The sequence below is a fragment of the Sinomonas soli genome, from assembly GCF_054782415.1.
The window spans coordinates 63,769-85,975 of the sequence record NZ_BAAGSN010000015.1 but is presented as its reverse complement, the minus strand read 5'-3'; the positions used below and the strand labels follow the sequence as shown (position 1 = coordinate 85,975).

General features: G+C 69.1%; 22 protein-coding genes and 2 tRNA genes. 9 read left to right on the top strand and 15 right to left on the bottom strand.

Annotation, left to right across the window (positions count from 1 at the left end; all coding sequences use genetic code 11):
* Positions 1-7: 7 nt before the first annotated feature.
* Complete coding sequence (locus ACYVKZ_RS13815) at positions 8-553, bottom strand: peptidylprolyl isomerase (RefSeq protein WP_307007153.1); 546 nt, start codon at positions 551-553, stop codon at positions 8-10.
* A gap of 164 nt (positions 554-717) precedes the next feature.
* Between ACYVKZ_RS13815 and ACYVKZ_RS13810 the strand changes: the two genes are divergently transcribed.
* Both ACYVKZ_RS13810 and ACYVKZ_RS13805 read left to right on the top strand, forming a co-directional pair.
* Positions 718-1,764: a hypothetical protein gene (locus tag ACYVKZ_RS13810; protein ID WP_460992818.1), complete on the top strand. Its 1,047-nt coding sequence runs from the start codon at positions 718-720 to the stop codon at positions 1,762-1,764.
* Positions 1,765-1,915: 151 nt separating this feature from the next.
* On the top strand, positions 1,916-2,785 hold the full coding sequence (locus ACYVKZ_RS13805) for a glycosyltransferase family 2 protein (RefSeq protein WP_460992817.1): 870 nt from the start codon (positions 1,916-1,918) through the stop codon (positions 2,783-2,785).
* A 2-nt stretch (positions 2,786-2,787) separates the two neighbouring features.
* Here the strand turns inward: ACYVKZ_RS13805 and ACYVKZ_RS13800 are convergent, their stop codons facing one another.
* The 14 genes from ACYVKZ_RS13800 to dnaA all read right to left on the bottom strand — a co-directional run bounded on the left by ACYVKZ_RS13800 (position 2,788) and on the right by dnaA (position 17,264).
* Positions 2,788-3,693, bottom strand: a complete 906-nt coding sequence (locus ACYVKZ_RS13800) for a DMT family transporter (protein ID WP_460992816.1) — start codon at positions 3,691-3,693, stop codon at positions 2,788-2,790.
* Positions 3,694-3,753: 60 nt separating this feature from the next.
* On the bottom strand, positions 3,754-4,836 hold the full coding sequence (locus ACYVKZ_RS13795; protein WP_460992815.1) for a DUF1648 domain-containing protein: 1,083 nt from the start codon (positions 4,834-4,836) through the stop codon (positions 3,754-3,756).
* Positions 4,833-5,225 (bottom strand): GntR family transcriptional regulator, encoded by a 393-nt coding sequence (locus tag ACYVKZ_RS13790; protein ID WP_460992814.1) that lies wholly within the window; start codon positions 5,223-5,225, stop codon positions 4,833-4,835. The genes ACYVKZ_RS13795 and ACYVKZ_RS13790 overlap by 4 nt, the downstream gene beginning before the upstream one ends.
* Positions 5,226-5,414: 189 nt before the next feature.
* Positions 5,415-5,487: transfer RNA gene (locus ACYVKZ_RS13785), tRNA-Ala, on the bottom strand.
* 16 nt (positions 5,488-5,503) lie between these two features.
* Complete coding sequence (locus ACYVKZ_RS13780) at positions 5,504-5,623, bottom strand: DLW-39 family protein (RefSeq protein WP_307007147.1); 120 nt, start codon at positions 5,621-5,623, stop codon at positions 5,504-5,506.
* A 34-nt stretch (positions 5,624-5,657) separates the two neighbouring features.
* A tRNA-Ile gene (locus tag ACYVKZ_RS13775) sits at positions 5,658-5,731 on the bottom strand.
* Positions 5,732-5,793: 62 nt separating this feature from the next.
* Positions 5,794-6,408, bottom strand: a complete 615-nt coding sequence (locus tag ACYVKZ_RS13770; protein WP_460992813.1) for a DUF3566 domain-containing protein — start codon at positions 6,406-6,408, stop codon at positions 5,794-5,796.
* Positions 6,405-9,065 (bottom strand): DNA gyrase subunit A, encoded by a 2,661-nt coding sequence (gene gyrA, locus ACYVKZ_RS13765; RefSeq protein WP_460992812.1) that lies wholly within the window; start codon positions 9,063-9,065, stop codon positions 6,405-6,407. The genes ACYVKZ_RS13770 and gyrA overlap by 4 nt, the downstream gene beginning before the upstream one ends.
* 34 nt (positions 9,066-9,099) lie before the next feature.
* Complete coding sequence (gene gyrB / locus ACYVKZ_RS13760; RefSeq protein WP_460993180.1) at positions 9,100-11,079, bottom strand: DNA topoisomerase (ATP-hydrolyzing) subunit B; 1,980 nt, start codon at positions 11,077-11,079, stop codon at positions 9,100-9,102.
* 335 nt (positions 11,080-11,414) lie between these two features.
* Positions 11,415-11,954: a DciA family protein gene (locus ACYVKZ_RS13755; protein ID WP_460992811.1), complete on the bottom strand. Its 540-nt coding sequence runs from the start codon at positions 11,952-11,954 to the stop codon at positions 11,415-11,417.
* Complete coding sequence (gene recF, locus ACYVKZ_RS13750; protein ID WP_460992810.1) at positions 11,947-13,233, bottom strand: DNA replication/repair protein RecF; 1,287 nt, start codon at positions 13,231-13,233, stop codon at positions 11,947-11,949. The genes ACYVKZ_RS13755 and recF overlap by 8 nt, the downstream gene beginning before the upstream one ends.
* Before the next feature lie 19 nt (positions 13,234-13,252).
* On the bottom strand, positions 13,253-14,137 hold the full coding sequence (gnd, locus tag ACYVKZ_RS13745) for a phosphogluconate dehydrogenase (NAD(+)-dependent, decarboxylating) (protein WP_460992809.1): 885 nt from the start codon (positions 14,135-14,137) through the stop codon (positions 13,253-13,255).
* Between the two features lie 62 nt (positions 14,138-14,199).
* Positions 14,200-15,324: a DNA polymerase III subunit beta gene (gene dnaN, locus ACYVKZ_RS13740; protein WP_460992808.1), complete on the bottom strand. Its 1,125-nt coding sequence runs from the start codon at positions 15,322-15,324 to the stop codon at positions 14,200-14,202.
* A gap of 515 nt (positions 15,325-15,839) precedes the next feature.
* On the bottom strand, positions 15,840-17,264 hold the full coding sequence (dnaA, locus tag ACYVKZ_RS13735) for a chromosomal replication initiator protein DnaA (protein ID WP_460992807.1): 1,425 nt from the start codon (positions 17,262-17,264) through the stop codon (positions 15,840-15,842).
* Positions 17,265-17,865: 601 nt separating this feature from the next.
* Between dnaA and rpmH the strand changes: the two genes are divergently transcribed.
* The 7 genes from rpmH (at position 17,866) to ACYVKZ_RS13700 (ending at position 22,174) form a co-directional block, all read left to right on the top strand.
* Complete coding sequence (rpmH, locus tag ACYVKZ_RS13730) at positions 17,866-18,003, top strand: 50S ribosomal protein L34 (RefSeq protein ID WP_074588526.1); 138 nt, start codon at positions 17,866-17,868, stop codon at positions 18,001-18,003.
* Between the two features lie 49 nt (positions 18,004-18,052).
* Positions 18,053-18,454 (top strand): ribonuclease P protein component, encoded by a 402-nt coding sequence (gene rnpA / locus ACYVKZ_RS13725; RefSeq protein ID WP_460992806.1) that lies wholly within the window; start codon positions 18,053-18,055, stop codon positions 18,452-18,454.
* Positions 18,438-18,854 carry a membrane protein insertion efficiency factor YidD gene (gene yidD / locus ACYVKZ_RS13720; protein WP_460992805.1) on the top strand — a complete coding sequence of 139 codons (417 nt, stop codon included), beginning with the start codon at positions 18,438-18,440 and terminating at the stop codon, positions 18,852-18,854. Before rnpA ends, yidD begins: the two co-directional genes overlap by 17 nt.
* A 21-nt stretch (positions 18,855-18,875) precedes the next feature.
* Positions 18,876-19,841 (top strand): membrane protein insertase YidC, encoded by a 966-nt coding sequence (yidC, locus tag ACYVKZ_RS13715; protein ID WP_460992804.1) that lies wholly within the window; start codon positions 18,876-18,878, stop codon positions 19,839-19,841.
* Positions 19,838-20,377: a Jag family protein gene (locus tag ACYVKZ_RS13710; protein ID WP_460992803.1), complete on the top strand. Its 540-nt coding sequence runs from the start codon at positions 19,838-19,840 to the stop codon at positions 20,375-20,377. The genes yidC and ACYVKZ_RS13710 overlap by 4 nt, the downstream gene beginning before the upstream one ends.
* A gap of 44 nt (positions 20,378-20,421) precedes the next feature.
* A complete protein-coding gene (rsmG, locus tag ACYVKZ_RS13705) occupies positions 20,422-21,060 on the top strand; it encodes a 16S rRNA (guanine(527)-N(7))-methyltransferase RsmG (RefSeq protein ID WP_460993179.1) in 639 nt (212 codons plus the stop codon).
* 238 nt (positions 21,061-21,298) lie between these two features.
* On the top strand, positions 21,299-22,174 hold the full coding sequence (locus ACYVKZ_RS13700; protein WP_460993178.1) for a ParA family protein: 876 nt from the start codon (positions 21,299-21,301) through the stop codon (positions 22,172-22,174).
* The last annotated feature ends 33 nt before the right edge of the window (positions 22,175-22,207 follow it).

Here is a 22,207-nt window from a genome sequence, read left to right as displayed (position 1 = left end):
CAGCAGGTCAGAGCTGCTCGACGTCGATCGAGCTGATCACGACGTCCTCGACCGGGCGGTCCTGCATGCCCGTGCGGACGGCCTCGATGTCGTCGACGACCTTCTTCGACGCGTCGTCGGCGACCTCGCCGAAGATCGTGTGCTTGCCGTAGAGCCAGCTGGTGTCCACCGTCGTGATGAAGAACTGGGACCCGTTGGTGCCCTTGCCGCCCTGGATGCCGGCGTTCGCCATGGCGAGCTTGTAAGGCTCCTTGAAGTTCAGCTCGGGGTGGATCTCGTCGTCGAACCGGTAACCCGGGCCGCCGATGCCCTTGCCGAGCGGATCGCCGCCCTGGATCATGAAGTCCTTGATGATCCGGTGGAAGACGGTGCCGTTGTAGAGCGGGGTGCCCGTCTTCTCCTCGCCGGTCTCGGGGTGCGTCCAGGCCTGCTCGCCGGTCGCGAGGCCCACGAAGTTCTTGACCGTCTTCGGGGCGTGGTTGCCGAACAGGTTGACCACGATGTCGCCGTGGTTCGTGTGGATGGTTGCCTTGGCAGTTGCGATTGCGCTCATGGCGGCCATTCTTCCACGGGGCGCCGGGGGCTCCCCGGGTGCGGCGGCGGTTCCGCGCTCGGTGAAATCCGGGAACGGCGGAGGCACTCCGGCCGTGTGACCGTAGCCTATGCCACGTGTGGCACGTAGGCTGGCGTTGGCCCAGCAGACTCCCGGAGGTAGCCGTGAAGAAACCAGTCGAGAAGAGCCTGAACGCGTCCGAGTCGCTCGCCCGCGACGTCCAGCAGAATGTGAGCGCGGGCGTCGAGAGCGCACGCGACTGGGCCCAACCCCGTGTCGACGCGGCAGTGCAGTGGGCCGTCCCGAGGATCCAGCAGGGGCTGGACACGGCGTCGCCGCGGATCCAGGAGGGCCTCAAGTCCGCAGCGCACAACCTCGCCGAGGGCGTGGCCACCGTGACGCCGAAGATCCAGGACGGCCTCTCCCAGCTCGCGCCGCGGATCACCGATGTGGTGGACAGCGCCGCCCCGCGCCTCCACCAGGCAGTGGACAAGGCGGTGCCGGCGATCAAGGATGCGGCCGACGAGTACCTGCCGAAGATCTCGGAGGGCATCGCCCACGCAGCGGACTCCGTCAACCGGGGCCTCTCCACCGCCCCGGGGCGGGTCGACGCCGTCGCGCAGAGGCTCGCCGACTCGGGCGTGGTGCGCCAGGCCGACGCCGCCGCGAAGGAGGCGGTGAGCACCGCCCAGCAGGCGGTCCGCAAGGCCGCGAAGGAGGTCTCCGGCCCGGCCCCGAAGAAGAAGGGCCGCGGCCTGCTGATCTTCGGCGTCATCACGGCCGCGGTCGCTGCCGGCGTTGCGGCCTGGAAGGCCGCCAAGCCGGTCGAGGACCCGTGGAAGACTCCCGCTCCGGTGACACCGGCCCCCAAGCCGGCCGAGCCGACCGCGTCGACGTCCACCGGCAGCGCCGCGACCCCCTCTCCGGTCCCCGCCAGCAGCGGGCCGGCCACGGATCGGGTCGTCACGGCCGAGAAGCCGGTGGACGAGGCTCCGGATGCGGCCGAGGCTGAGGCTGCCGCCACGCTCGACGCCGGCCAGGCCGCCGTCCTCGAGGGTGAGAAGGCAGGCGAGGAGGCCGCTGAGAAGGACGCCGCCGAGAACGCCGCGGCCAGCGAGGGCAAGCATGTCGCCCCCGATGCCACGACGGCGATGAAGAACATCCACGCCGCGTCCAACGGCGGCGAGGACAAGGAGACGCCGGGCGCCTGACGTCCGCTTCCCACCGGCCGCGACGGGCACGGGAGACGCATGATCGCGTCTCCCGTGCCCGTTTTCCGTGCCCTCCCGGGCCGCCGTCATCCAGGGGCGGCGCGCCGGATGCGCCCCCATGGCCCCGGGGCCCTTTGCTAGATTTGTGGTGATGTCCCCGGACCGTGCCCTCCCCGCCACGACGGCTGCTCCCGAGCCGCCGAGCGTGTCCATCGTCGTGCCGGCGTACAACGAGGAGAGCGTGATCCGCCAGTGCGTCACGGCGGCCATCTACCAGTCCGTCCCGGCGCACGAGATCATCGTGGTCGACAACATGTCCAAGGACTCGACGGCGCAGATCGTGCGCCAGCTGCAGTCCGAGTACCCGGAGTCCCGGATCATCCTCCTCACCCAGGACCGCGATCAGGGGCTCATCCCGACCCGCAACTTCGGCCTCGACGCGGCCACGGGGGACGTCATCGGCCGTATCGACGCTGACTCGCTCCTCGAGCCGGACTGGGTCGAGGAGGTCCAGCGGGCCTTCATGGACAGCACGGTCCAGGCTGCGACGGGTCCCGTGATCTACTACGACATGCCGATGCGGCGGTTCGGCCTCAAGGCCGACGACAAGATGCGCCAGCTCCTCCTGAAGCTCTCGCGGCACGAGTACCACTTCCTGTTCGGCTCCAACATGGCCATCCGGCGCACCGCGTGGGAAACCATCCGGGACTCGACGTGCCGGGACGAGAAGGACGAGATGCACGAGGACATCGATCTGTCCCTGCACCTCGCAGAGCGCGGGCTCAAGATCCAGTACTGGCCCGACATGGTCTCTGGGATGTCCGCCCGGCGCCTCGAGGACTCGCCCAAGGACTACCGGTACTACGTGCAGCGCTTCGACCGGACGTACAAGGCGCACAACATCAAGAAGATCGCGCTGCGCGCCCCCATGGCGGTGATCTTCTCGGTGTACTACCCCGCCAAGCTCCTGCGCGCCATCCACTCGGCCAACCAGCCGCCGGTCAAGCGCGGCGGCGTCTAGCGTCAGTCCGCGCCGAGCTCCGGCGCGATCCGCGGCTCGCGCCGGGTACGCCGCTGGCCGAGGACGACGACGGCGAGCCCTGCGAGGATGAGCCCCAGCCCCCCGTAGGTCCCGCCCGGCAGCACCTCCCCGAGGAACACGGCGGCCAGGAGCGCCGCGCCGGGGATCTCGAGCAGGATGAACATCGAGACGACGAGCGGGCTCAAGGTCGCGACGAGGTGGTTGAACGCCGTGTGGCCGACCAGCTGGGCGGCGGCGGTGATCGCGAGGATCCCCGCCCACCCCGCCGGCTCGAATCCGGTGAGCCGCTCGCCCGTCGCGAGGGCCATGATGGCCACGAGGGCGGCGCACACCCCGTAGCAGAGCGCCGTGTACGTTGCGGTGCCCATGGTCTGGCGGGCCTTGCCACCGGCCATCGTGTAGAGGCCGGCGAGGATGCCTCCCGCGACCGCGAGGAGGTCTCCGAGCACCGCCTCGTGGGAGGAGCCGAGGTCCAGCCCCGTGATGGCGACGACGCCGAGGAACGCGAGCCCGAGTCCTGCAAGCACGGGCACGGACAGCTTGCGGCCGCGCAGCACCGAGAAGACTGCGATCCACCCCGACTGGAGGCACACGAGGGCCGTGGACGCCGCGACTGACGTCAGCGTCAGGGACACGATGAAGCACACGAAGTGGAAGGCGAGGGCCACGCCCGCCAGGGAGGACCAGAGCAGGTCCCGGCGGGTGAGCCGGCGGAACTGGCCCGGACTCCGCACGGCGACCGGCGCCGCCATGACGAGTGAGGCGATCGCGTTGCGCCAGAACGCGATCGCGAGTGCGGTGACGGAGGTGCCCGCGAGCGTGCCGGCGATGAGCGGGCCGGACGCGGAGACGCCGAGCACGCCGAGCACCACGAGGAGGGGGATCACCAGCCCACTCTAGTGCCGGGCGATATTGCAGCCGCGCGTGACCCCGGTGACCTGCCGGGGTCAACCCTCGAAACGGAGCGTGATCACGAGGCCGATCAGCGCGACCACGCCGGCCGCGAGCATCGCTGTCGTGGGATTGCCGAAATTGAGCGTCCACCCCAGACCGAACCGGCGAGGAACCATCAGTGCGGGATCTTCGCGGTTGATGTAGAACAGTCCACCACGCCAGTACCTGTCATCGTCCCGGTGCGAGATGCCGGTGTCCTCGTCGCCCTCATCCGGCTCGCGATTGTTCCGGGCCAGGACCACGGCGGCCACCGCGACGGCGGCCAGGATCGGGAGTGCGACCACAGCATGCGCCCATGGGGTGGCCGTCCCGGTCCACATCAGCAGCGATGATCCCAGCATCCCGACGTCGATCATCGCGGCCAGCCCGAGCAGGGCCCGGGCGCCCAGCACCACGTAGTGGCGGTGCCAGCGTGCGGAGCCGGTCGGGTGTGCTGGGTCGATGTCCGGACGGCTGCGGAAGATGATGGCCGCTGCCATTCCAGCGAGCAGTGCGGTAATGCCGATCTGCACGAACACCAGCGAGAAGGCTGCGCCCACTGACTTGGAGGCCAACCGGTTGGGCACGCCCTTCGCGTAGTGCACGGCGAGCACCTCGGGCATGGACGGGTAGCTGAGCACTCCGATCACCACGGTTGCGACCGTGATGATCAGTGCGGGTGACAACCAGAGCCACGGAAACCGCGGAGGGGCGGTCCGCAGCCCGGTGTCCACGGCGATGCCCTGGTGAAGGCCCTTGTACCATCCCTCGGCTGTCTTGGCCGCACGGATCTCGCGATTGGCCAGGAAGAAGCAGCCGTACCAGAGTCCGACGAGAAGCAGCACCGACAGCGACAGCGTGAGTGTCTCGCCTGTCAGGCTGTAGATGGCGACGCCGACCGCGGCGGCGACGATCCAGCTGGCCGCTACCCGCCATCGGTAGATGCGGGTCTGCCGCAGCACCGTCGGGTCGTCGGCATGGTGCAGCGGCACCCGCACGCCGAAGGGCACCGTCGGACTGTTGATCGAGGGAAGCACGAGGGCGACTGCCAGCACCAGTGCCGACAGCACCGAGCTCAGGACGATGGCGATGGTCATGGCATCTCCTCCGGCTGGGTGGATCCGAATGAATCGAGCACGGACCGACAGGTCGTGAGGACGTCCTCGGCCGGCAATCCCCTGGCGATGGCCTCTGCCAGCAAGGTCCGCGCCCTCGCGGTCCACTCTGTGCGGAACGGCGCGCCCGCGTCGGTCATAGCCACCACCGCGCCGGTCTTGCGGTTGAGCCGGATCAGGCCCTGCTGGCGCAGGAGGTCGTAGGCCTTGTTCACCGTGTGGAAGTTGATCCCGAAGTCCGCTGCCAGCGCTCGCGTGGACGGCAGTGAGCTGCCCTCGGTCAGCACGCCCTGAGCGATCGCCTCGACGATCTGGTCGCGAAGCTGCTGATAGATCGGCACCTCGCTGTCGAGGTCGACGGTGAGGATCATCGCTCCAGCCTTCCGTCTTTGATATAGGAGTTATAGAACAGGCGCCGAGCGGAGGCAAGGGTCACCCCGCGGCCGACTCAGGCCTTTGCGGGTGCGTCCGGGACGCGCATCACAGCTGTGACACCGGTCCAGCGGAAAACAAGGAAGCCAGGCGTTCAGAACGCCTGGCTTCCTCTAGTCATCTCACGGTGGAGGCAAGGGGACTCGAACCCCTAACCCCCTGCTTGCAAAGCAGGTGCGCTACCAATTGCGCCATGCCCCCGTGTTCCTGGAACGGGCTATTCGACCTTGTCCGTCGAGCCGCTCCAGATGCCCTTCTGGGCCTCGGACTCCTTGGCCTTCCGATACAGGAAGGCACCCGCGAGAGCAGCGACTGCGATCGCAATCAGTCTCTTCACGGGCACCTCCACATGGTTCGGATACCAGGATCCGTGGGCGTACCAGGACTTGAACCTGGGACCTCTTCGTTATCAGCGAAGCGCTCTAACCGCCTGAGCTATACGCCCTCAGTGGCCCTCGGGCCGAGATATGACTCTACAGCACACCTCGGCCCGCGGCCAAATTCCGCTCAGTCGTCGGTGAGGGTCACTCCGACGCCGCCCACGAGGGTGGCCGAGATGTTGTACAGCACGGCCGTGAGCATCGACAGCGCGGTCAGCAGCACCACGTTGACCACGGCGATGATGGTCGCGAACGAGGCCACCTGGCCAAGCGAGGCGATCTTCTTCAGGTCGAGCGCGCCGCCGCTCTCCGAGCCGCCGATCTCGCCCAGGAGGCCATTGATCTTGTCGAAGATGCCAGTGACGTCGAGGACCATCCACAGCACGATCGAAGCGACGACCGTGACGATGCCGAGCGCCACCGAGAGCAGGAAGGACATCTTGAGCACGGACCACGTGTCGACCTTGCTCACGATCAGGCGCGCGCGGCGCTGCTTGGCCTTCGGCGCCGGCCGGACGAGGCCAGCCTGCCCGGGACGCTGGCCCGGGCCGACGGGCCGCTGCTGCGCGGTGGCGCGCTGCGCCGCGGCCGCGGTGAGCGGACGCTCCGCGGGGCGGGCACCCGGCCGCTGTCCCGCGGAGTTCGCCGACTGGGGCGGCACCGTGGGACGCTGCGGCGGCCGTGACGGGGACGCGGCCTGCGGATAGCCCCCGGACGACGGCGTGTTCTCGGGCGTGCTCACTCGTTACCTCCCGGAGTCTGGTCAGAGTCTGGGGACAACGTTACGGCATGAGCCTCCACCGCTGCCTCCTCCTCAGTGCCGGGGGCACCCTCGGGAGTGCCCTCGGCCCCCTCCTCCGCCTCGTCGCCTTCCACCGCGAGCGAACGCTCGCTGTTCTTGGCGACCGCGATGATCCGGTCGCCCTTGTCCGGCTTGGCGAAGATGACGCCCATCGTGTCGCGCCCGGTGGCCGGGACCCCGGACACCGAGGAGCGGACCACGCGGCCGCCGCCCATGACCACCAGGACCTCGTCCTCGTCGGTCACGATCAGGGCCCCCATGAGGTGCCCGCGGCCTTCGCCGTACTTCCCGACCTTGATGCCGAGGCCGCCGCGGCCCTGCCGGCGGTACTCCTCGACGCTGGTCTTCTTGGCGTACCCGGCCTCGGTGACGATGAAGACGTACGAGCCCTCGGCGACGACGTCCGCGGCGAGCAGCTCGTCGTCGTCACGGAACTTCATGCCCGTCACGCCGCTGGTGGCCCGCCCCATGGGGCGCAGGGCGTCGTCGTCCGCGGTGAAGCGCACGGACTGGCCGTGCCGGGAGACGAGCATGAGGTCGTCGTCCTCGGAGACGATCTGCGCCGAGACGAGCTCGTCCCCGTCGCGCAGGTTGATGGCGATCACGCCGGCGGAACGGTTGGTGTCGTAGTCCTCGAGCCGGGTCTTCTTCACGAGCCCGGCCTTGGTCGCGAGGACCAGGTACGGCGCCTGCTGGTAGTCCCGCAGGTCCAGGACCTGGGCGATCCGCTCGTCGGGCTGGAACGCGAGCAGGTTCGCCACGTGCTGGCCCTTCGCGTCGCGGCCGCCCTCGGCGAGCTCGTAGGCCTTCGCCCGGTACACGCGGCCGAGGTTGGTGAAGAACAGGAGCCAGTGGTGGGTCGTCGTGACGAAGAAGTGCTCCACGACGTCGTCCCCGCGCAGCTGCGCGCCCCGGACGCCCTTGCCGCCGCGGTGCTGCTGGCGGTACTGGTCGCTGCGGGTGCGCTTGACGTAGCCGCCGCGGGTGATGGTGACGACCATCTCCTCCTCGGGGATGAGGTCCTCGATGCTCATGTCGCCGTCGAAGCCCGCGACGATGCGCGTGCGGCGGTCGTCGCCGTGCTTCTCGACGATCCCGTTGAGCTCCTCGGAGATGATCTGCCGCTGGCGCGCAGGATCGGCGAGGATCGCGTTGTACTCGGCGATGAGCGCCTCGAGCTCGTCGTTGCGGTCCTGGATCTTCTGCCGCTCGAGGGCCGCGAGACGGCGCAGCTGCATGTCGAGGATCGCCCGGGCCTGGATCTCGTCGATGTCGAGCAGCTCCATCAGTCCGTCCCGCGCCTGCTCGACCGTGGGGGAGCGGCGGATGAGGGCGATGACCTCGTCGAGCATGTCCAGCGCCTTGAGCAGGCCGCGGAGGATGTGGATCTCCTCCTCGGCCTTGCGCAGCCGGAACCGGGTGCGCCGGACGATCACGTCGACCTGGTGGGTGACCCAGTGCCGCACGAACGCGTCGAGCGAGAGGGTGCGCGGCACGCCGTCGACGATCGCGAGCATGTTCGCCGCGAAGTTGTCCTGCAGCTGGGTGTGCTTGTAGAGGTTGTTCAGCACGACCTTCGCCACGGCGTCGCGCTTGAGCACGATCACGAGGCGCTGGCCGGTGCGGCCCGAGGTCTCGTCGCGGAGGTCCGCGATGCCGGAGACCTTGCCGTCCTTGACGAGCTCCGCGATCTTCATCGCGAGGTTGTCCGGGTTCGCCATGTAGGGCAGCTCGGTCACCACGAGGCACGTGCGGCCCTGGATCTCCTCGACGTTGACCACGGCGCGCATCGTGATCGAGCCGCGGCCGGTCCGGTAGGCGTCCTCGATGCCGCGGCGGCCGAGGATGGTCGCCCCGGTGGGGAAGTCCGGGCCCTTGATGCGCAGCAGGAGCGCCTCGAGGAGTTCCTCCCGGGTCGCCTCGGGATTCTGCAGGTACCACTGCACCCCGTCCGCGACCTCGCGCAGGTTGTGCGGCGGGATGTTGGTGGCCATGCCGACGGCGATGCCAGAGGAGCCGTTGACCAGCAGGTTCGGGAACCGCGCCGGCAGGACCGTGGGCTCCTGGTTCTTGCCGTCGTAGTTGTCCTGGAAGTCGACGGTCTCCTCGTCGATGTCCCGGACCATCTCCATGGCCAGCTGGGCCATCTTGGTCTCGGTGTACCGCGGGGCGGCGGCGCCGTCGTTGCCGGGGGAGCCGAAGTTGCCCTGCCCGAGGGCGAGCGGGTACCGCATCACCCAGTCCTGGATGAGGCGGACCAGGGCGTCGTAGATCGCCATGTCGCCGTGCGGGTGGTACGTGCCCATGACGTCGCCGACCACGCGGGCGCACTTGTTGAACGCGCGGTCGGGGCGGTAGCCGCCGTCGAACATCGCGTACAGCACGCGGCGGTGGACGGGCTTGAGCCCGTCGCGCACGTCCGGCAGCGCCCGGCCCACGATCACTGCCATGGCGTAGTCGAGGTAGGACCGCTGCATCTCCGTCTGGAGGTCGACCTGCTCGACGCGGTCGCCTTCGGCGGGGCCCTCAGGCACGAAGGCCGTCGGGTCGGTTCCCGGCGTGCCCGCGGTGGGGTCCTCGGGAGTCTCGTCGCTCAAAGATTCTCTCCTCTAATTGCTTTCCGACCCGAGATCAGATGTCCAGGAAGCGGACGTCCTTGGCGTTCTGCTGGATGAAGTGGCGACGGGACTCGACGTCGTCGCCCATCAGCACGGAGAACGTCTGGTCCGCGGCCGCGGCGTCCTCCATGGTCACCTGCAGGAGCGTGCGGCGGTCCGGGTCCATGGTGGTGTCCCACAGCTCGGTGTAGTCCATCTCGCCGAGGCCCTTGTAGCGCTGGATCCCGTTCTCCTTGGGCAGCCGCTGGCCGTTGGCCAGGCCCGTCCGGATCGCCTCGTCCCGCTCCCGGTCGCTGAACACGTAGTCGTGCGCGTGGTTGGACCACTTGATGCGGTAGAGGGGTGGCTGCGCGAGGTAGACGTAGCCGTTCTCGATGAGCGGCCGCATGTACCGGAACAGCAGGGTCAGCAGCAGCGTGGTGATGTGCTGGCCGTCCACGTCGGCATCGGCCATGAGCACGATCTTGTGGTAGCGGAGCTTGGCGATGTCGAAGTCCTCGCCGATCCCCGAGCCGAACGCGGTGATCATCGACTGGACCTCGGCGTTGCCGAGCGCCTTGTCGAGGCGGGCGCGCTCCACGTTGAGGATCTTGCCGCGCAGCGGCAGGATCGCCTGCGTCTCGGGGTTGCGCCCGCGCTTGGCGGAGCCGCCGGCCGAGTCGCCCTCCACGATGTAGACCTCGCAGCGCGAGGGGTCCTTGCTCGAGCAGTCCGAGAGCTTGCCCGGCATCCCGAAGGACTCGAGCGGGCTCTTGCGGCGGGCGTTGTCGCGGGCCTTCCGGGCGGCCATGCGGGCCTGCGAGGCCTGGATGGCCTTGCGGATCACGTCCTTGGCGGGACCCGGGTTGCGTTCGAGCCAGTCGCCGAGCTGGTCGGTCACCACGCGCTGGACGAAGCCCTTGGCCTCGGAGTTGCCGAGCTTGGTCTTGGTCTGGCCCTCGAACTGCGGCTCGGCGAGCTTGATGCTGACGACGGCGGTGAGGCCCTCGCGCACGTCCTCGCCGCTGAGGTTGTCGTCCTTGTCCTTGAGGATGCCCTTCTCGCGCGCATAGCGGTTCACGAGCGAGGTCATCGCCGCGCGGAAGCCCTCCTCGTGGGTGCCGCCCTCGTGGGTGTTGATCGTGTTCGCGTACGTGTGCACCGACTCCGCGTAGGCGGTGGTCCACTGCATCGCGACCTCGAGGGCCATCTTGCGCTCGTGGTCCGTGCTCTCGAACGCGATGACCTCCTCGTGGATCACCTCGATCTTCTTCGAGGAGTTCAGGTGCTTGACGTAGTCGAGCAGGCCGTCTTCGTACTTGTAGTCGACCACTCGGCGGGTGGGAGTGGACTTGGCCTCCTCGGCGGGGACGCCGGCCTCGGCGCTCTCGCCGGCGACCTCGCTCTCCTCCTCCTCGCCGCGCCGCTCGTCCGTGAGGGTGATGCGCAGGCCCTTGTTGAGGAAGGCCATCTGCTGGAAGCGGGCGCGGAGGGTCTCGAAGTCGAATTCCGTGCTCTCGAAGATCGACGGATCCGGGTAGAAGGTCTGGATCGTTCCGGTGGAGTCCGTCGCCTCGCCCTCGATGAGGTCGCCGACCGGGTGGCCTCCGTCGCGGAAGGACATGCGCCAGGCGTGGCCCTGCCGCCGCACCTCGGTCTCCACGCGGGTCGAGAGTGCGTTGACCACGGAGATGCCGACGCCGTGGAGGCCGCCGGAGACGCTGTACCCGCCACCGCCGAACTTGCCGCCGGCGTGCAGGATCGTCATGACGACCTCGACAGTGGGCCTGCCCTCGGTGGGATGGATGTCGACGGGGATGCCGCGGCCGTTGTCCTCGACCCGCACGCCGCCGTCGTCCTGGAGCGTGACCTGGATGTGGTCGCAGTACCCGGCCAGCGCCTCGTCGACCGAGTTGTCCACGACCTCGTACACGAGGTGGTGGAGGCCGCGGGGCCCGGTGGAGCCGATGTACATGCCCGGCCGCTTGCGGACGGCCTCGAGGCCTTCGAGCACGGTGATGCTGCTCGCCCCGTATTCACGGGGTTCGGGGCTGGATCCGGAGGGCTGCGATGGAACCTGCTGCCCGCTGGGCTCGTGCTCGTTCTGCTGGGTGTTTGGGTCCACTGGACTCTCGTCAGCCACAGGCGTTCTCGACCCCTCTTCCGTTCGGCAGGCTTAACGTGTCAATTCTACCGGCTCCCGCACGCGGGGGCCGACAACGGCACCCCGAATGCCTCTGGGAGGTGCGCAAGCGGCTCGTGGCGACTCGCAATGGAGGCCTTCCAAGGGGGAGTGTGGGTCCCGGGCTGCCGGGCGCCCCACGCGCCGTCCACGGGATCCGCCCGTCCTCACCCATACGTGTCGCGCGGTCCTCGCCCGCGGACATGGCGCGGACCCTTCCGCCAGCTCGGCGCCGAGGGGCCCAGCACGTGGATCTTCGTGACGATCCCGTCCCCGAGCTCGCGCCGGAAGCGGTCCATGAGGCGAGGGGCCAGGAGGCGGAGCTGGGTGGCCCACGCCGTGGAGTCGCAGCGGACGCGCAGCTCGGTGCCCTCGAAGCTTTCCGGCGTGCAGTGCGCCGAGATCTCCGGACCCACGAGCTGCGCCCACCGGGACATGACCGACCCGACGGACACGGGGGAGTTCCAGCCGCGCTCGGCGACCATGCGGCTGACCACGCTGCCGAGTCCCTGGGGGTCCCGCCCGCTGTAGCCGGCCGCCGGCCGCTGACGGGGCCGCGGCCGGGGGGCGTTGGGATCCGCCACGAGCGGCCCCGTGGCACGGACGCGGACCTCGCCGCGCGCCTGGGCGGCCTGGCGCACCCGGTTGAGGGCGGCACGGGCGGCATCGATCCCGTCGGGGAGCCCGGGGTCCGTCTCCTCAGGCATCCCCGTGCTCCGGGCGCGCGGCGTCGCCATCGTCGACGGCGCCGGGGAACACGCGGATCCGCCGCCCACCGAGCTCGGGCGGGATGTCGGCGTCGACCGCGGCCGTGACGAGGACCTGCTCCGCCTTGGCCACGATCGCGGCGAGCCGGGTCCTCCGCGTCGCGTCGAGCTCGGCGAACACGTCGTCGAGGATGAGGATGGGCTCGTCCCCCGGCACGGCCGAGTCGTCGAGCATCACGTAGTAGGAGGCGAGGCGCAGCGCGAGCGCGAACGACCAGGTCTCGCCGTGGGAGGCGAACCCCTTCGCGGGCGCCTCACCCAGGAGGAGCTCGAGGTCGTCGCGGTGCGGGCCCACGAGTGTCAGGCCGCGCTCGAGCTCGCGTGGGCGCGCCGCCGCGAGGGCGGCGAGGAAGCGCTCGGCGATCTCGTCGACCCCGAGGCCGGCGAGGCCGGGGGAGCCGCCCGCCGCAGGAGGTTCCCCGAAGGACGACGGCGCGTGGCCGGCGTCGTCCGCGTCCTCCTCCGCGTCGGGGACCGCACCCTCGACGCTCGAGCGGTAGACGGCACGGGCCACCTTCGATCCGTCCGTCAGCTGGGCGTAGGCGGCATCGAGGTGCGGGGCGAGGCGTCCGACGAGGGCGACCCGCGCCGCCAGCAGGCGTGCTCCGGCCTGGGCCAGATGCGTGTCCCACACCTCGAGCGTCGACTCGACGCTGGCCCCGCCCGAGGCGTCACGGGCTTCGGGGCCGCCCCGGCGCGAGAACCTCGCGGCCCGGGCGCTCTTCAGGAGCGCGTTGCGCTGCTTGAGCACGCGGTCGTAGTCCGCGCGCGTCCCCGCGAGATGGGGCAGGAGCACGGTGAGGAGCTCGTCGAGGAAGCGGCGCCGGGACGAGGGGTCGCCCTTGACGAGGGCGAGGTCCTCGGGGGCGAACAGGACGGTGCGGGCGATTCCGAGGAGGTCCCTGGCGCGGATCGTGGCCCCGCGGTTGATGCGGCCGCGGTTGGCGCGCCCGGGGTTGATCTCGAGTTCGAGCGCCGAGCGCTGCGTTCCCCGCACGAAGGCGGCGCGCACCAGTGCGCGCTCGGCGCCGAAGCGCACGAGGGGAGCGTCCGAGCTGACCCGGTGGGAGCTGAGCGTCGAGAGCATCCCGAGCGCTTCCACGAGGTTGGTCTTGCCGACCCCGTTCTGGCCCACGAGGACCGTCGCACCCGGGGACAGCTCGAGGTCGAGCTGGGCGTAGGAGCGGAAGTCGGTCAGGGAGAGGCGTTCGGCGTACACCGGTCGGCGGGGCTCCGCTCTACTTCGCCGGGCGCGTCGCGTGCCCGCCGAACTGGTGGCGGAGGGCCGAGACCATCTTCATCGCGGGGGAGGAGTCCTCGCGGGACTCGAAGCGCGCGAACAGCGCCGCAGTGATCGCGGGGGCCGGCACCGCGTTGGCGATCGCCTCCTCGACCGTCCAGCGGCCCTCGCCCGAATCCTCGACGTAGTCGTCGATGTTGGCCAGGCCCGGGTCCTCCTCGAGGGCCTTGACCAGCAGGTCGAGCAGCCATGAGCGCACCACGGTGCCCTTCTGCCACGCCCGGAAGGTCCCCGGCAGGTCGGTGATGATGTCCTTGGCGGCCAGCAGCTGGTAGCCCTCTGCGTAGGACTGCATGAGCCCGTACTCGATGCCGTTGTGGACCATCTTGGCGTAGTGGCCCGCGCCCGTGCCGCCCACATGGACGAAGCCGTCGGCCCGCTCGCCCTCCGGACGGAGCGCGTCGAAGACCGGAAGCGCCCGCTCGACGTCCGCCGCATCGCCGCCGACCATGAGCCCGTAGCCGTTCTCGAGTCCCCAGACCCCGCCGGAGACGCCGCAGTCGAGGAAGCGGATCCCCTTCTGCCCGAGCTGCTCGGCGTGCCGCTGGTCCTCGGTGAAGCGTGAGTTTCCCCCGTCGATGACGAGGTCACCCGCCTGGAGCTTCTCGGCGAGGTCGGCCACGACGGCGTCGGTGACAGCGCCGGAGGGCACCATGACCCACACGATGCGCGGCGCCGGCAGCGCGGCCACGAGCTCGTCGACGGATGCGGCGTCCGAGGCCTCAGGGTTGGGGTCGTAGCCGGTGACCTCGATGCCCGCGCGGCGGAGCCGCTCGCGCATGTTGAAGCCCATCTTGCCGAGGCCGATGAGTCCGATGTGCATAGCCGGGTCTCCCTTCGTGGGGCTGTGGTCGTCGTGAGCGGCGGAGGGCTGCCGGACCCGGGTCAGTTCGGCAGGCGCACAGGCATGACGAGGTAGCGGTAGTCGACCTCGTCGTCGCCGTCGAGCTCACGCTGGGCGGTGATCATGGCGGGCTTCGGGGCACTCGTGAACGAGAAGCGCACGAACGGTGTCTCGATGACGGCCAGGCCCTCGATGAGGTAGTGCGGGTTGAAGGCGACGGTGATCGCCTCGCCGTCGAGCTTCGCCTCGAGCTCCTCCGAGGCCTGGGCGTCCTCGCCGGTCCCGGCGTCGAGGGTCACGAGGCCGTCCGTGAACGCGAGGCGGACCGGGGTGTTCCGCTCCGCCACGAGCGAGACGCGGCGCACGGCCTCGACGAGCTCCTGCGTCGCGACCACGGCGTGGATCGGGGTGGACTCGGGGAAGAGCGACCGGATCTTCGGGTAGTCGCCGTCGACCAGGAGCGAGGTGGTGGTGCGGCCGCCGCTCTCGAAGCCGATGAGCCGCGAGTCGTCGTCCGCCAGGGCGAGATTCAGCTCGCCGGAGCCGCCCAGCGTCTTGGCGACCTCGCTGAGGGTCTTGGCCTTCACGAGGGCGGCGGTTGAGGTCCCGGGGCTAGCGGGATTCCACGGGATCTCGCGCATCGCGAGGCGGTAGCGGTCGGTGGCGAGGAGGGTGATGAGCTCGTTCTCGATCTCCATCCGCACGCCGGTGAGGATCGGTAGGGTGTCGTCCTTGCTCGCGGCGATCGTCACCTGGGCCACGCCCTTCGCGAACGTGTCACCCGGGACGGATCCGAGGATGGCGGGGAGCCCCGGCAGGGGCGGGTACTCGGCCTCGGGCATCGTGGCGAGGTGGAACGAGCTGCGGCGGCACGTGAGCGTGACCTTGGTGCCGTCGGTCTCGACATCCACCGGGGCGGCGGGAAGGCTGCGGCAGATGTCTGCGAGGAGCCGGCCGGAGACGAGGATGGTGCCCTCATCTCGGATCTCGGCCGGGATCTCGAGGCGGGCGGACGTCTCGTAGTCGAAGCTGCTGAGGCTCACGACGCCGTCGTGGGCCTTGAGCAGCAGGCCGGCCAGGACGGGCACAGGGGGACGCGGAGAGAGCGAGCGGGCCGCCCAGCTCACGGCCTCGGTGAGGACATCCCGTTCGACTCGGAACTTCACGGACGCGTTCCGCCTTTCATCGCTGTCTCATTGGCCGCGGGGGCACACGTTCAGGGGTGCCGGCCGGGCCCGGCGAAGGCCTCGGTTCGAGGCTGCGGACCCACAGCAAGCGTTGAGCACAGCTTAGCCCCATGGGTGCTCACGGATTCAAGCCGGCCTGGACCCGGCTCGGCTGCGCGGCTGGCCCAGGGCGAGTGCTGTTCGGGCGGGGAAGGGCAACTGTTGGCTAACGGCCTGAAGATTCTTGTAATTGGTGGTGTTAATAAGTGCTGTGGAAACTGTGGATAACCGGCTGTGGCCGCGGCCGTCCGCGGAACTTGCCTGTTCATCCCGTGTTGATCCAGTGCGGAGAGCCTGAGGGTGGGCTGTGGACGCCCGGATTCGTGTCATTCGGACTCTCCACAGCGGTCCTGGGGGTTTTAAGCCCATGGCGGCAGGATGTGCACTTAACCATCCACAGGCTTGTCCACAGGTGCCTGTTAATAAGGCACGTGCAGGCGCGAGGCTCCCGCCGGCTACAGGCCCCGCTGGGCCTGCTTGATCTTGTTCGTCAGCTCCGTCACCTGGTTGTAGATCGCGCGCCGCTCGGCCATCAGCTCCCGGATCTTCCGGTCGGCGTGGATGACCGTGGTGTGGTCGCGGCCCCCGAGGACCTGCCCGATCTTCGGCAGCGACATGTCCGTGAGCTCGCGGCAGAGGTACATCGCGATCTGGCGGGCCGTGACGAGCGTGCGCGTACGGGACTTGCTGTTGAGCTCGTCGACCGTGAGCTTGAAGTACGCCGCGGTCTCCGTGAGGATCTGCTCCGCCGTGATCTCCAGGGCGGACTCGTCGGTGATGAGGTCCTTGAGAACCATCTCGGCCAGCGCGACGTCGACCGGCTGCTTGTTCAGGCTCGCAAAGGCCGTCACGCGGATCAGGGCGCCCTCGAGCTCGCGGATGTTCGCCGAGATGCGCGACGCGATGTACTCGAGCGCGTCGTCCGGCGCGGAGAGGCCCTCGCTGTTGGCCTTCTTGCGGAGGATCGCGATGCGGGTCTCGAGGTCCGGCGGCTGGATGTCGGTCAGGAGGCCCCACTCGAAGCGGGACTTCATCCGGTCCTCGAAGCCGTGCAGGGCCTTGGGGGGCTGGTCCGAGGTGATGACGACCTGCTTGTTGCTGTTGTGCAGGGCGTTGAACGTGTGGAAGAACTCCTCCATGGTCCCCGTGCGGCCGGCGAGGAACTGGATGTCGTCGATCAGGAGCAGGTCCACGTTCCGGTACGTGGTCTTGAAGCTCGTGCCCTCGTCGTCGCGGATGGAGTTGATGAAGTCGTTGGTGAACTCCTCGGAGTTCACGTACCGCACGCGGATGCCGTTGTAGAGGCGGCGGGCGTAGTGGCCGATCGCGTGCAGCAGGTGCGTCTTGCCTAGGCCGGAGTCGCCGTAGATGAACAGCGGGTTGTACGCCTTGGCGGGTGCCTCCGCCACCGCGACCGCCGCCGCATGGGCGAAGCGGTTAGAGGCGCCGATCACGAACGTGTCGAACACGTACTTCGGGTTGAGGCGGCTGACCTCCTGGGAGGTGCTCGGCGGCGTCGGCGCCGGGCGGAGCTCCTCGCGGATGGCCTCGCGGATCTCGGGCCGCTTGACGGGCTCGAACGTCTCGGCGCGCACCGGCACGAGATCGGTGTCGACGTCGATCGCGCACCGGATGTCCTCGGAGAAGACTGACCGGAGGGCGTCGTCGAGGGCGGACTTGACCTGGCCCTGCAGGACTTCGCGGGTGAGCTCGTTGGGGACGGCGACGAGGAGGGTTGAGCCGATGAGCCCCTGCGCCTGCGCCAGCGAGACGAACCCGCGCTGGCGCGGCGAGACCCGGTCGTCCTCCTCGAGGAGGCGCACCACGCGGCGCCACGAACTGCCAAGGGTGTTGGCTTCGTTGGCTTCCTCTGGTCCCATGTGCTCCTCTACCTGCCTGCTTCGCTTCTCACGCCCTCGCTGCCCCGGCGTCCGTGACGCGACGATGACCGGAGGCGAACCGGACGCGGGCAGGGAGGCGTTTCACCCCCGTCAGTGCGCCGACATCCTCTGAACCGCTTGTTTCATCCACAGGGATACCCACAGGCGTGGAGGAGGGCGCTCGAACAGACTAGAGGATGGGACAACCCAGAAGATAGCTGGCATCGGCGGGCCGAGGAATTACACTGGTGAAGTTCTCCGCGGGGGCCGCGCAAGGGCGCTGTCCACAGGCCTGTGAGTGGAGTTGGCCACAGCTGGGGACAACCTCCCCAGAAGGGGTCCGGCTGCGCTGGCCCCGCCGGGGACCGGTACGGCGAATTGACGCCGCCCCTTGCCGTGCCCTAACGTCGTTAAGTCCTTTGTGTCTGCCTACTTCTCCTGTCGCATGCCCTCGGCACGCCCCACGCACAGCCCCTCATCGGGTGCTCGTGCTGCGGATGCCGGCATGAGGCGCGGCGGGGGCGGCAGGCCCTGAATACATAGCGTCCGCCAGCACTTCGACCCGTCCGGCAGACGCGCTCGATCTACTGGAGTGAGAGAAGTGAGCAAGCGGACTTTTCAGCCGAACAACCGCCGTCGTGCCAAGAAGCACGGCTTCCGTCTGCGGATGCGCACCCGCGCCGGCCGCGCCATCCTGGCTGCGCGCCGGTCCAAGGGCCGCGTTGAGCTCTCGGCCTGAGTCCTGACTCGGCCGGGTCGGATCGCGGGCACGCGCTGATGGCGGACTGATGCTCGCCGCGGCCCATCGCCTGCGCTCCGGCGCGGACTTTACGCATACCGTACGTTCCGGCGTCCGCCAAGGACGCCGGAACGTCGTGCTGTATGCGGCCCCCAACGATGGACGGGCGAGCCGGTTCGGCTTCATCGTGTCCAAGGCCGTGGGGAACGCAGTCACCCGCAACCTCGTTAAACGGAGGCTGAGGGAGGCTGCAGCCTCGACGGTACGCGGGCGCCCCGTGGGGCTCGACGTCGTCGTGCGCGCACTGCCCGCATCGTCGACGGCGAGTTGGGACGACCTCAGCACGGACTACGAATCGGCGCTCGGCGCAGCCCTGCGCCGCCTCGATCGGGGCACCAGCCCCGACGGGGCCGCCGGAGGGGAGAGGACAGCGGATGGCAGCGGTGGCTGAGATGCCCGCCGGCGCGCGGCGAGCTGTGCTCCTGAGGTGGGCGGCCGCCGTCGGCCGTTTCGTCTGGACCCTCCCGCAGCACGCGCTCATCCTGCTGCTGAAGGCCTACCGCGCCATCGTGTCCCCGCTGTACGGGCAGGTGTGCCGGTTCTTCCCCTCCTGCTCGGCGTACGCGCTCGAGGCCGTCACCGTGCACGGCGCTGTGCGAGGATCGTATCTGGCGGTGCGCCGGCTGGTCCGATGCCATCCCTGGAACGCCGGGGGCATCGATCCGGTCCCGGAAGGCCACCGCCACTGGCCCGACGACCGCATCCCGTGGATCGTCGTGCTGAACCACCCGGACCGCTTCTGGACCGACGCTGGCCCTGAGGGTCCGCGCCCCAATGACACGAGCAATTGACATGAGGAACAGGGAAAACGCATGGACCCTCTAGGGACAATACTTCTGCCCTTCGAGTGGCTGGTCTCCTTCGTCATGGTGGCCTTCCACGAGGCCCTGTCCTTCATCGGCCTGCCCGCAGCGAGCGGCTGGACGTGGACGTTCTCCATCATCGGGCTCGTGCTGGTGATCCGCGGCGCACTGATCCCGGTCTTCGTCAAGCAGATCAAGGCCCAGCGGGGCATGCAGCTCCTGCAGCCCGACCTCCAGAAGCTCCAGGCGAAGTACAAGGGCAAGACCGACCAGCTCTCGCGGCAGGCCATGGCCCAGGAGCAGATGGCGCTCTACAAGCAGCACGGGACCAACCCGTTCTCGGCCTGCCTGCCCATGCTGATCCAGATGCCGTTCTTCTTCGGGCTCTTCCGCGTGCTCTCGGGGATCAGCAACGCGCAGGCGAACAACACGGGCATCGGTGCGATGACCCACGACCAGGTCGAGCAGTTCCACAACTCGAGCATTCTGGGGGCACCGCTCTCCGCCTCGCTGCTGCACGGCGGCGGCGGGGACGCGATCGCCGTGGCCATCCTCTCGATCCTGATGATCGTGGCGATGACGGCCTCGCAGTTCATCACCCAGAAGCAGATCATGGCGAAGAACATGTCCGACGCGGCCATGGCCAGCCCGTTCATGCGCCAGCAGAAGATCCTGCTCTACATCCTCCCGCTCGTCTTCGGGATCGGCGGCATCAACTTCCCGATCGGCGTCCTGATCTACTGGACGATCTCCAACCTGTGGACCATGGGCCAGCAGTTCTACGTGATCCGCCGGATGCCCGCTCCCGGGTCCCCGGCGGCGCGTGCCCTCAACGAGCGCCGGGCTGCGAAGGGCCTCGCCCCGATCGACGTCACCACGGGCAAGGTCATGCGTCCCGAGGACATCCCGCCCCCGCCGGAGCCCAAGACGCAGCGCCAGCAGCCGCAGCGGAAGAACAGGAAGAAGAAGTCATGACCTCCGAGAGCACTGCCGTGAACCTTCCCGAGGACCACGACGCCGAGGGCGCCGGCTCCGAGACGCCGCTCAGCCGGCTCGAGGAGGAGGGCGACGTCGCCGCCGACTACCTTGAAGAACTCCTCGACATCGCCGACATCGACGGTGACATCGACATCGAGGTCCGCAACGGCAGGACCTACCTTTCGGTCGTCGGTGACGACGAGGCCGAGGGCCTCGACACGCTCGTGGGCGCCGACGGCGAGGTCCTCGAGGCCCTTCAGGAGCTCACCCGCCTGTCCGTGCTCTCCGCCACCGGGAACCGCTCGCGGCTCGTCCTGGACATCAACGGCTACCGCGGCGAGCGGTCGGTGCGCCTGCAGGAGCTCGCTGAGCAGGCCGTCGAGCGGGTCAAGGCCGGCGAGCAGACCGTCCACCTCGAGCCGATGAGCTCGTACGAGCGCAAGATCGTGCACGACGCCGTGGCAGACCTCGGATTCACGAGCGAGTCGGAGGGCGAGGGCGCCGCGCGGCACATCGTCGTCTCCGCCGACTGAACGCCGTGGCCGAGAAGTCGCCCGCTGACGCCGCCGTCGGCGGTGTGCCCGAACTGGCCGGACGCGATCTGGCCGCCGCCGAGCACCTGTTCGGCGATCGCCTCGACCTCGCGCGCCGCTATGTGGACCACCTCGCTACGTCTGGCCTCGAGCGCGGCCTGATCGGCCCCCGGGAGGTCCCGCGGCTGTGGAGCAGGCATGTGCTCAACTGTGCCGTCATCGAGTCCGAGTTCCCCGCGGGGGCCCGCGTCGCAGATGTCGGGAGCGGGGCCGGGCTCCCCGGCCTGTGCCTTGCCATCGCTCGGCCCGATCTGCACCTGACGCTCATCGAGCCGCTCGAGCGGCGCGTGCTGTGGCTCGAAGAGGTCATCGCCGACCTGGGCCTCGGCAACGTCACCGTGCTGAGGGGGCGCGCCGAGCAGGTGGCCGGTGAGGTGGAGGCCGGCTTCGTCACCGCCCGTGCCGTGTCCGCGCTCACCACGCTGGTGCCCATGACGCTTCCGCTGCTGCGGGGGTCCGGGACCCTCGTGGCGATCAAGGGGCGCAGCGCGGCGGAGGAAGTGGAGAAGGCCGCCAAGGCCATCCGGAAGTTCAAGGGCCATTCCGTAGACGTGCACACCGTGGGCGAGAGCCTGCTGGAAGTGCCGACCACCGTTGTGAGGATCGACGTCGGCGAGGCCTGAACTCCCGCGGGACGACGGGTTGAGCGGCTAGTCTAGGGAGAGGCAATCGACGCGAATCGAGAGTGAGTTGACAGTGACCAGTGGCGAGACGTCGGCCCAGCGCATACCTCCCTTTTTGACGCTGGGGTCTGCGCGCGCCACGGCCAGCGGAGCCACGGAAGCGGGTCCTCAGCCACCGTCAGCTCCGACAGAGCTCCTGGCCGCGCCGAGGGGCGATGCCCAGTCCTTCCTCCAGAATCTGGACGAGGGCAGCCCGATCGCGAGCCAGCTTGCGAGTGAGGCGCGCCGCCGTGAGAGGCTCAGCGGGCGCACGCTCCGCCGCCCAGACCACACTCGCGTCTTCACCGTGTCCAACCAGAAGGGCGGGGTCGGGAAGACCACCACGACGGTGAACATCGCCGCGGCGCTCGCCTCCGCGGGGATGCAGGTCCTCGTGATCGACATCGACCCCCAGGGGAACGCGTCGACAGCGCTCGGCATCGAGCACCACTCAGAAGTCGAGAGCATCTACGACGTCCTCATCAACGATGCCCCGCTGAAGGACGTCGTCGCCCCATGCCCCGACGTGGAGAACCTGGTCTGCGCGCCGGCGACCATCCATCTGGCAGGGGCCGAGATCGAGCTGGTCTCGCTGGTGGCGCGCGAGCAGCGTCTGCGCCGCGCCATCGACAACTACGCTGCAGAGCGTGAGAAGGCGGGGCTGGAACGCCTCGACTACATCTTCATCGACTGCCCGCCGAGCCTCGGCCTCCTCACCGTCAATGCATTCTGTGCTGCGACCGAGGTCCTGATCCCGATCCAGTGCGAGTACTACGCCCTCGAGGGTCTGAGCCAGCTGCTCAAGAACATCGAGATGATCCAGAAGCACCTCAACGCCGACCTGCGCGTCTCGACGATCCTCCTGACGATGTACGACGGTCGGACTAACCTCGCTGCCCAAGTCGCGGCCGAGGTGCGCGAGCATTTCCCCGAGCAGGTCCTGGAAGCCGTGGTGCCTCGTTCCGTGCGGATCTCCGAAGCCCCCAGCTACCAGCAGACGGTGCTGACCTACGATCCGACGTCGACGGGTGCACTGTCCTACCTCGAGGCCGCGGCCGAGATCGCGGAACGCTAGCTCGTTGGCGGGTCATCCGTCTCGCACCACCTG

Coding starts and splice junctions, on each gene's coding strand:
- yidD (WP_460992805.1), top strand. CDS start 18,438: ATGGCAGCGGTGGCTGAGATGCCCGCCGGCGCGCGGCGAGCTGTGCTC.
- ACYVKZ_RS13790 (WP_460992814.1), bottom strand. CDS start 5,225: ATGATCCTCACCGTCGACCTCGACAGCGAGGTGCCGATCTATCAGCAG.
- gnd (WP_460992809.1), bottom strand. CDS start 14,137: ATGCACATCGGACTCATCGGCCTCGGCAAGATGGGCTTCAACATGCGC.
- dnaA (WP_460992807.1), bottom strand. CDS start 17,264: ATGGGACCAGAGGAAGCCAACGAAGCCAACACCCTTGGCAGTTCGTGG.
- yidC (WP_460992804.1), top strand. CDS start 18,876: ATGGACCCTCTAGGGACAATACTTCTGCCCTTCGAGTGGCTGGTCTCC.
- ACYVKZ_RS13805 (WP_460992817.1), top strand. CDS start 1,916: ATGTCCCCGGACCGTGCCCTCCCCGCCACGACGGCTGCTCCCGAGCCG.
- ACYVKZ_RS13815 (WP_307007153.1), bottom strand. CDS start 553: ATGAGCGCAATCGCAACTGCCAAGGCAACCATCCACACGAACCACGGC.
- rnpA (WP_460992806.1), top strand. CDS start 18,053: ATGCTCGCCGCGGCCCATCGCCTGCGCTCCGGCGCGGACTTTACGCAT.
- ACYVKZ_RS13795 (WP_460992815.1), bottom strand. CDS start 4,836: ATGACCATCGCCATCGTCCTGAGCTCGGTGCTGTCGGCACTGGTGCTG.
- ACYVKZ_RS13755 (WP_460992811.1), bottom strand. CDS start 11,954: ATGCCTGAGGAGACGGACCCCGGGCTCCCCGACGGGATCGATGCCGCC.
- ACYVKZ_RS13710 (WP_460992803.1), top strand. CDS start 19,838: ATGACCTCCGAGAGCACTGCCGTGAACCTTCCCGAGGACCACGACGCC.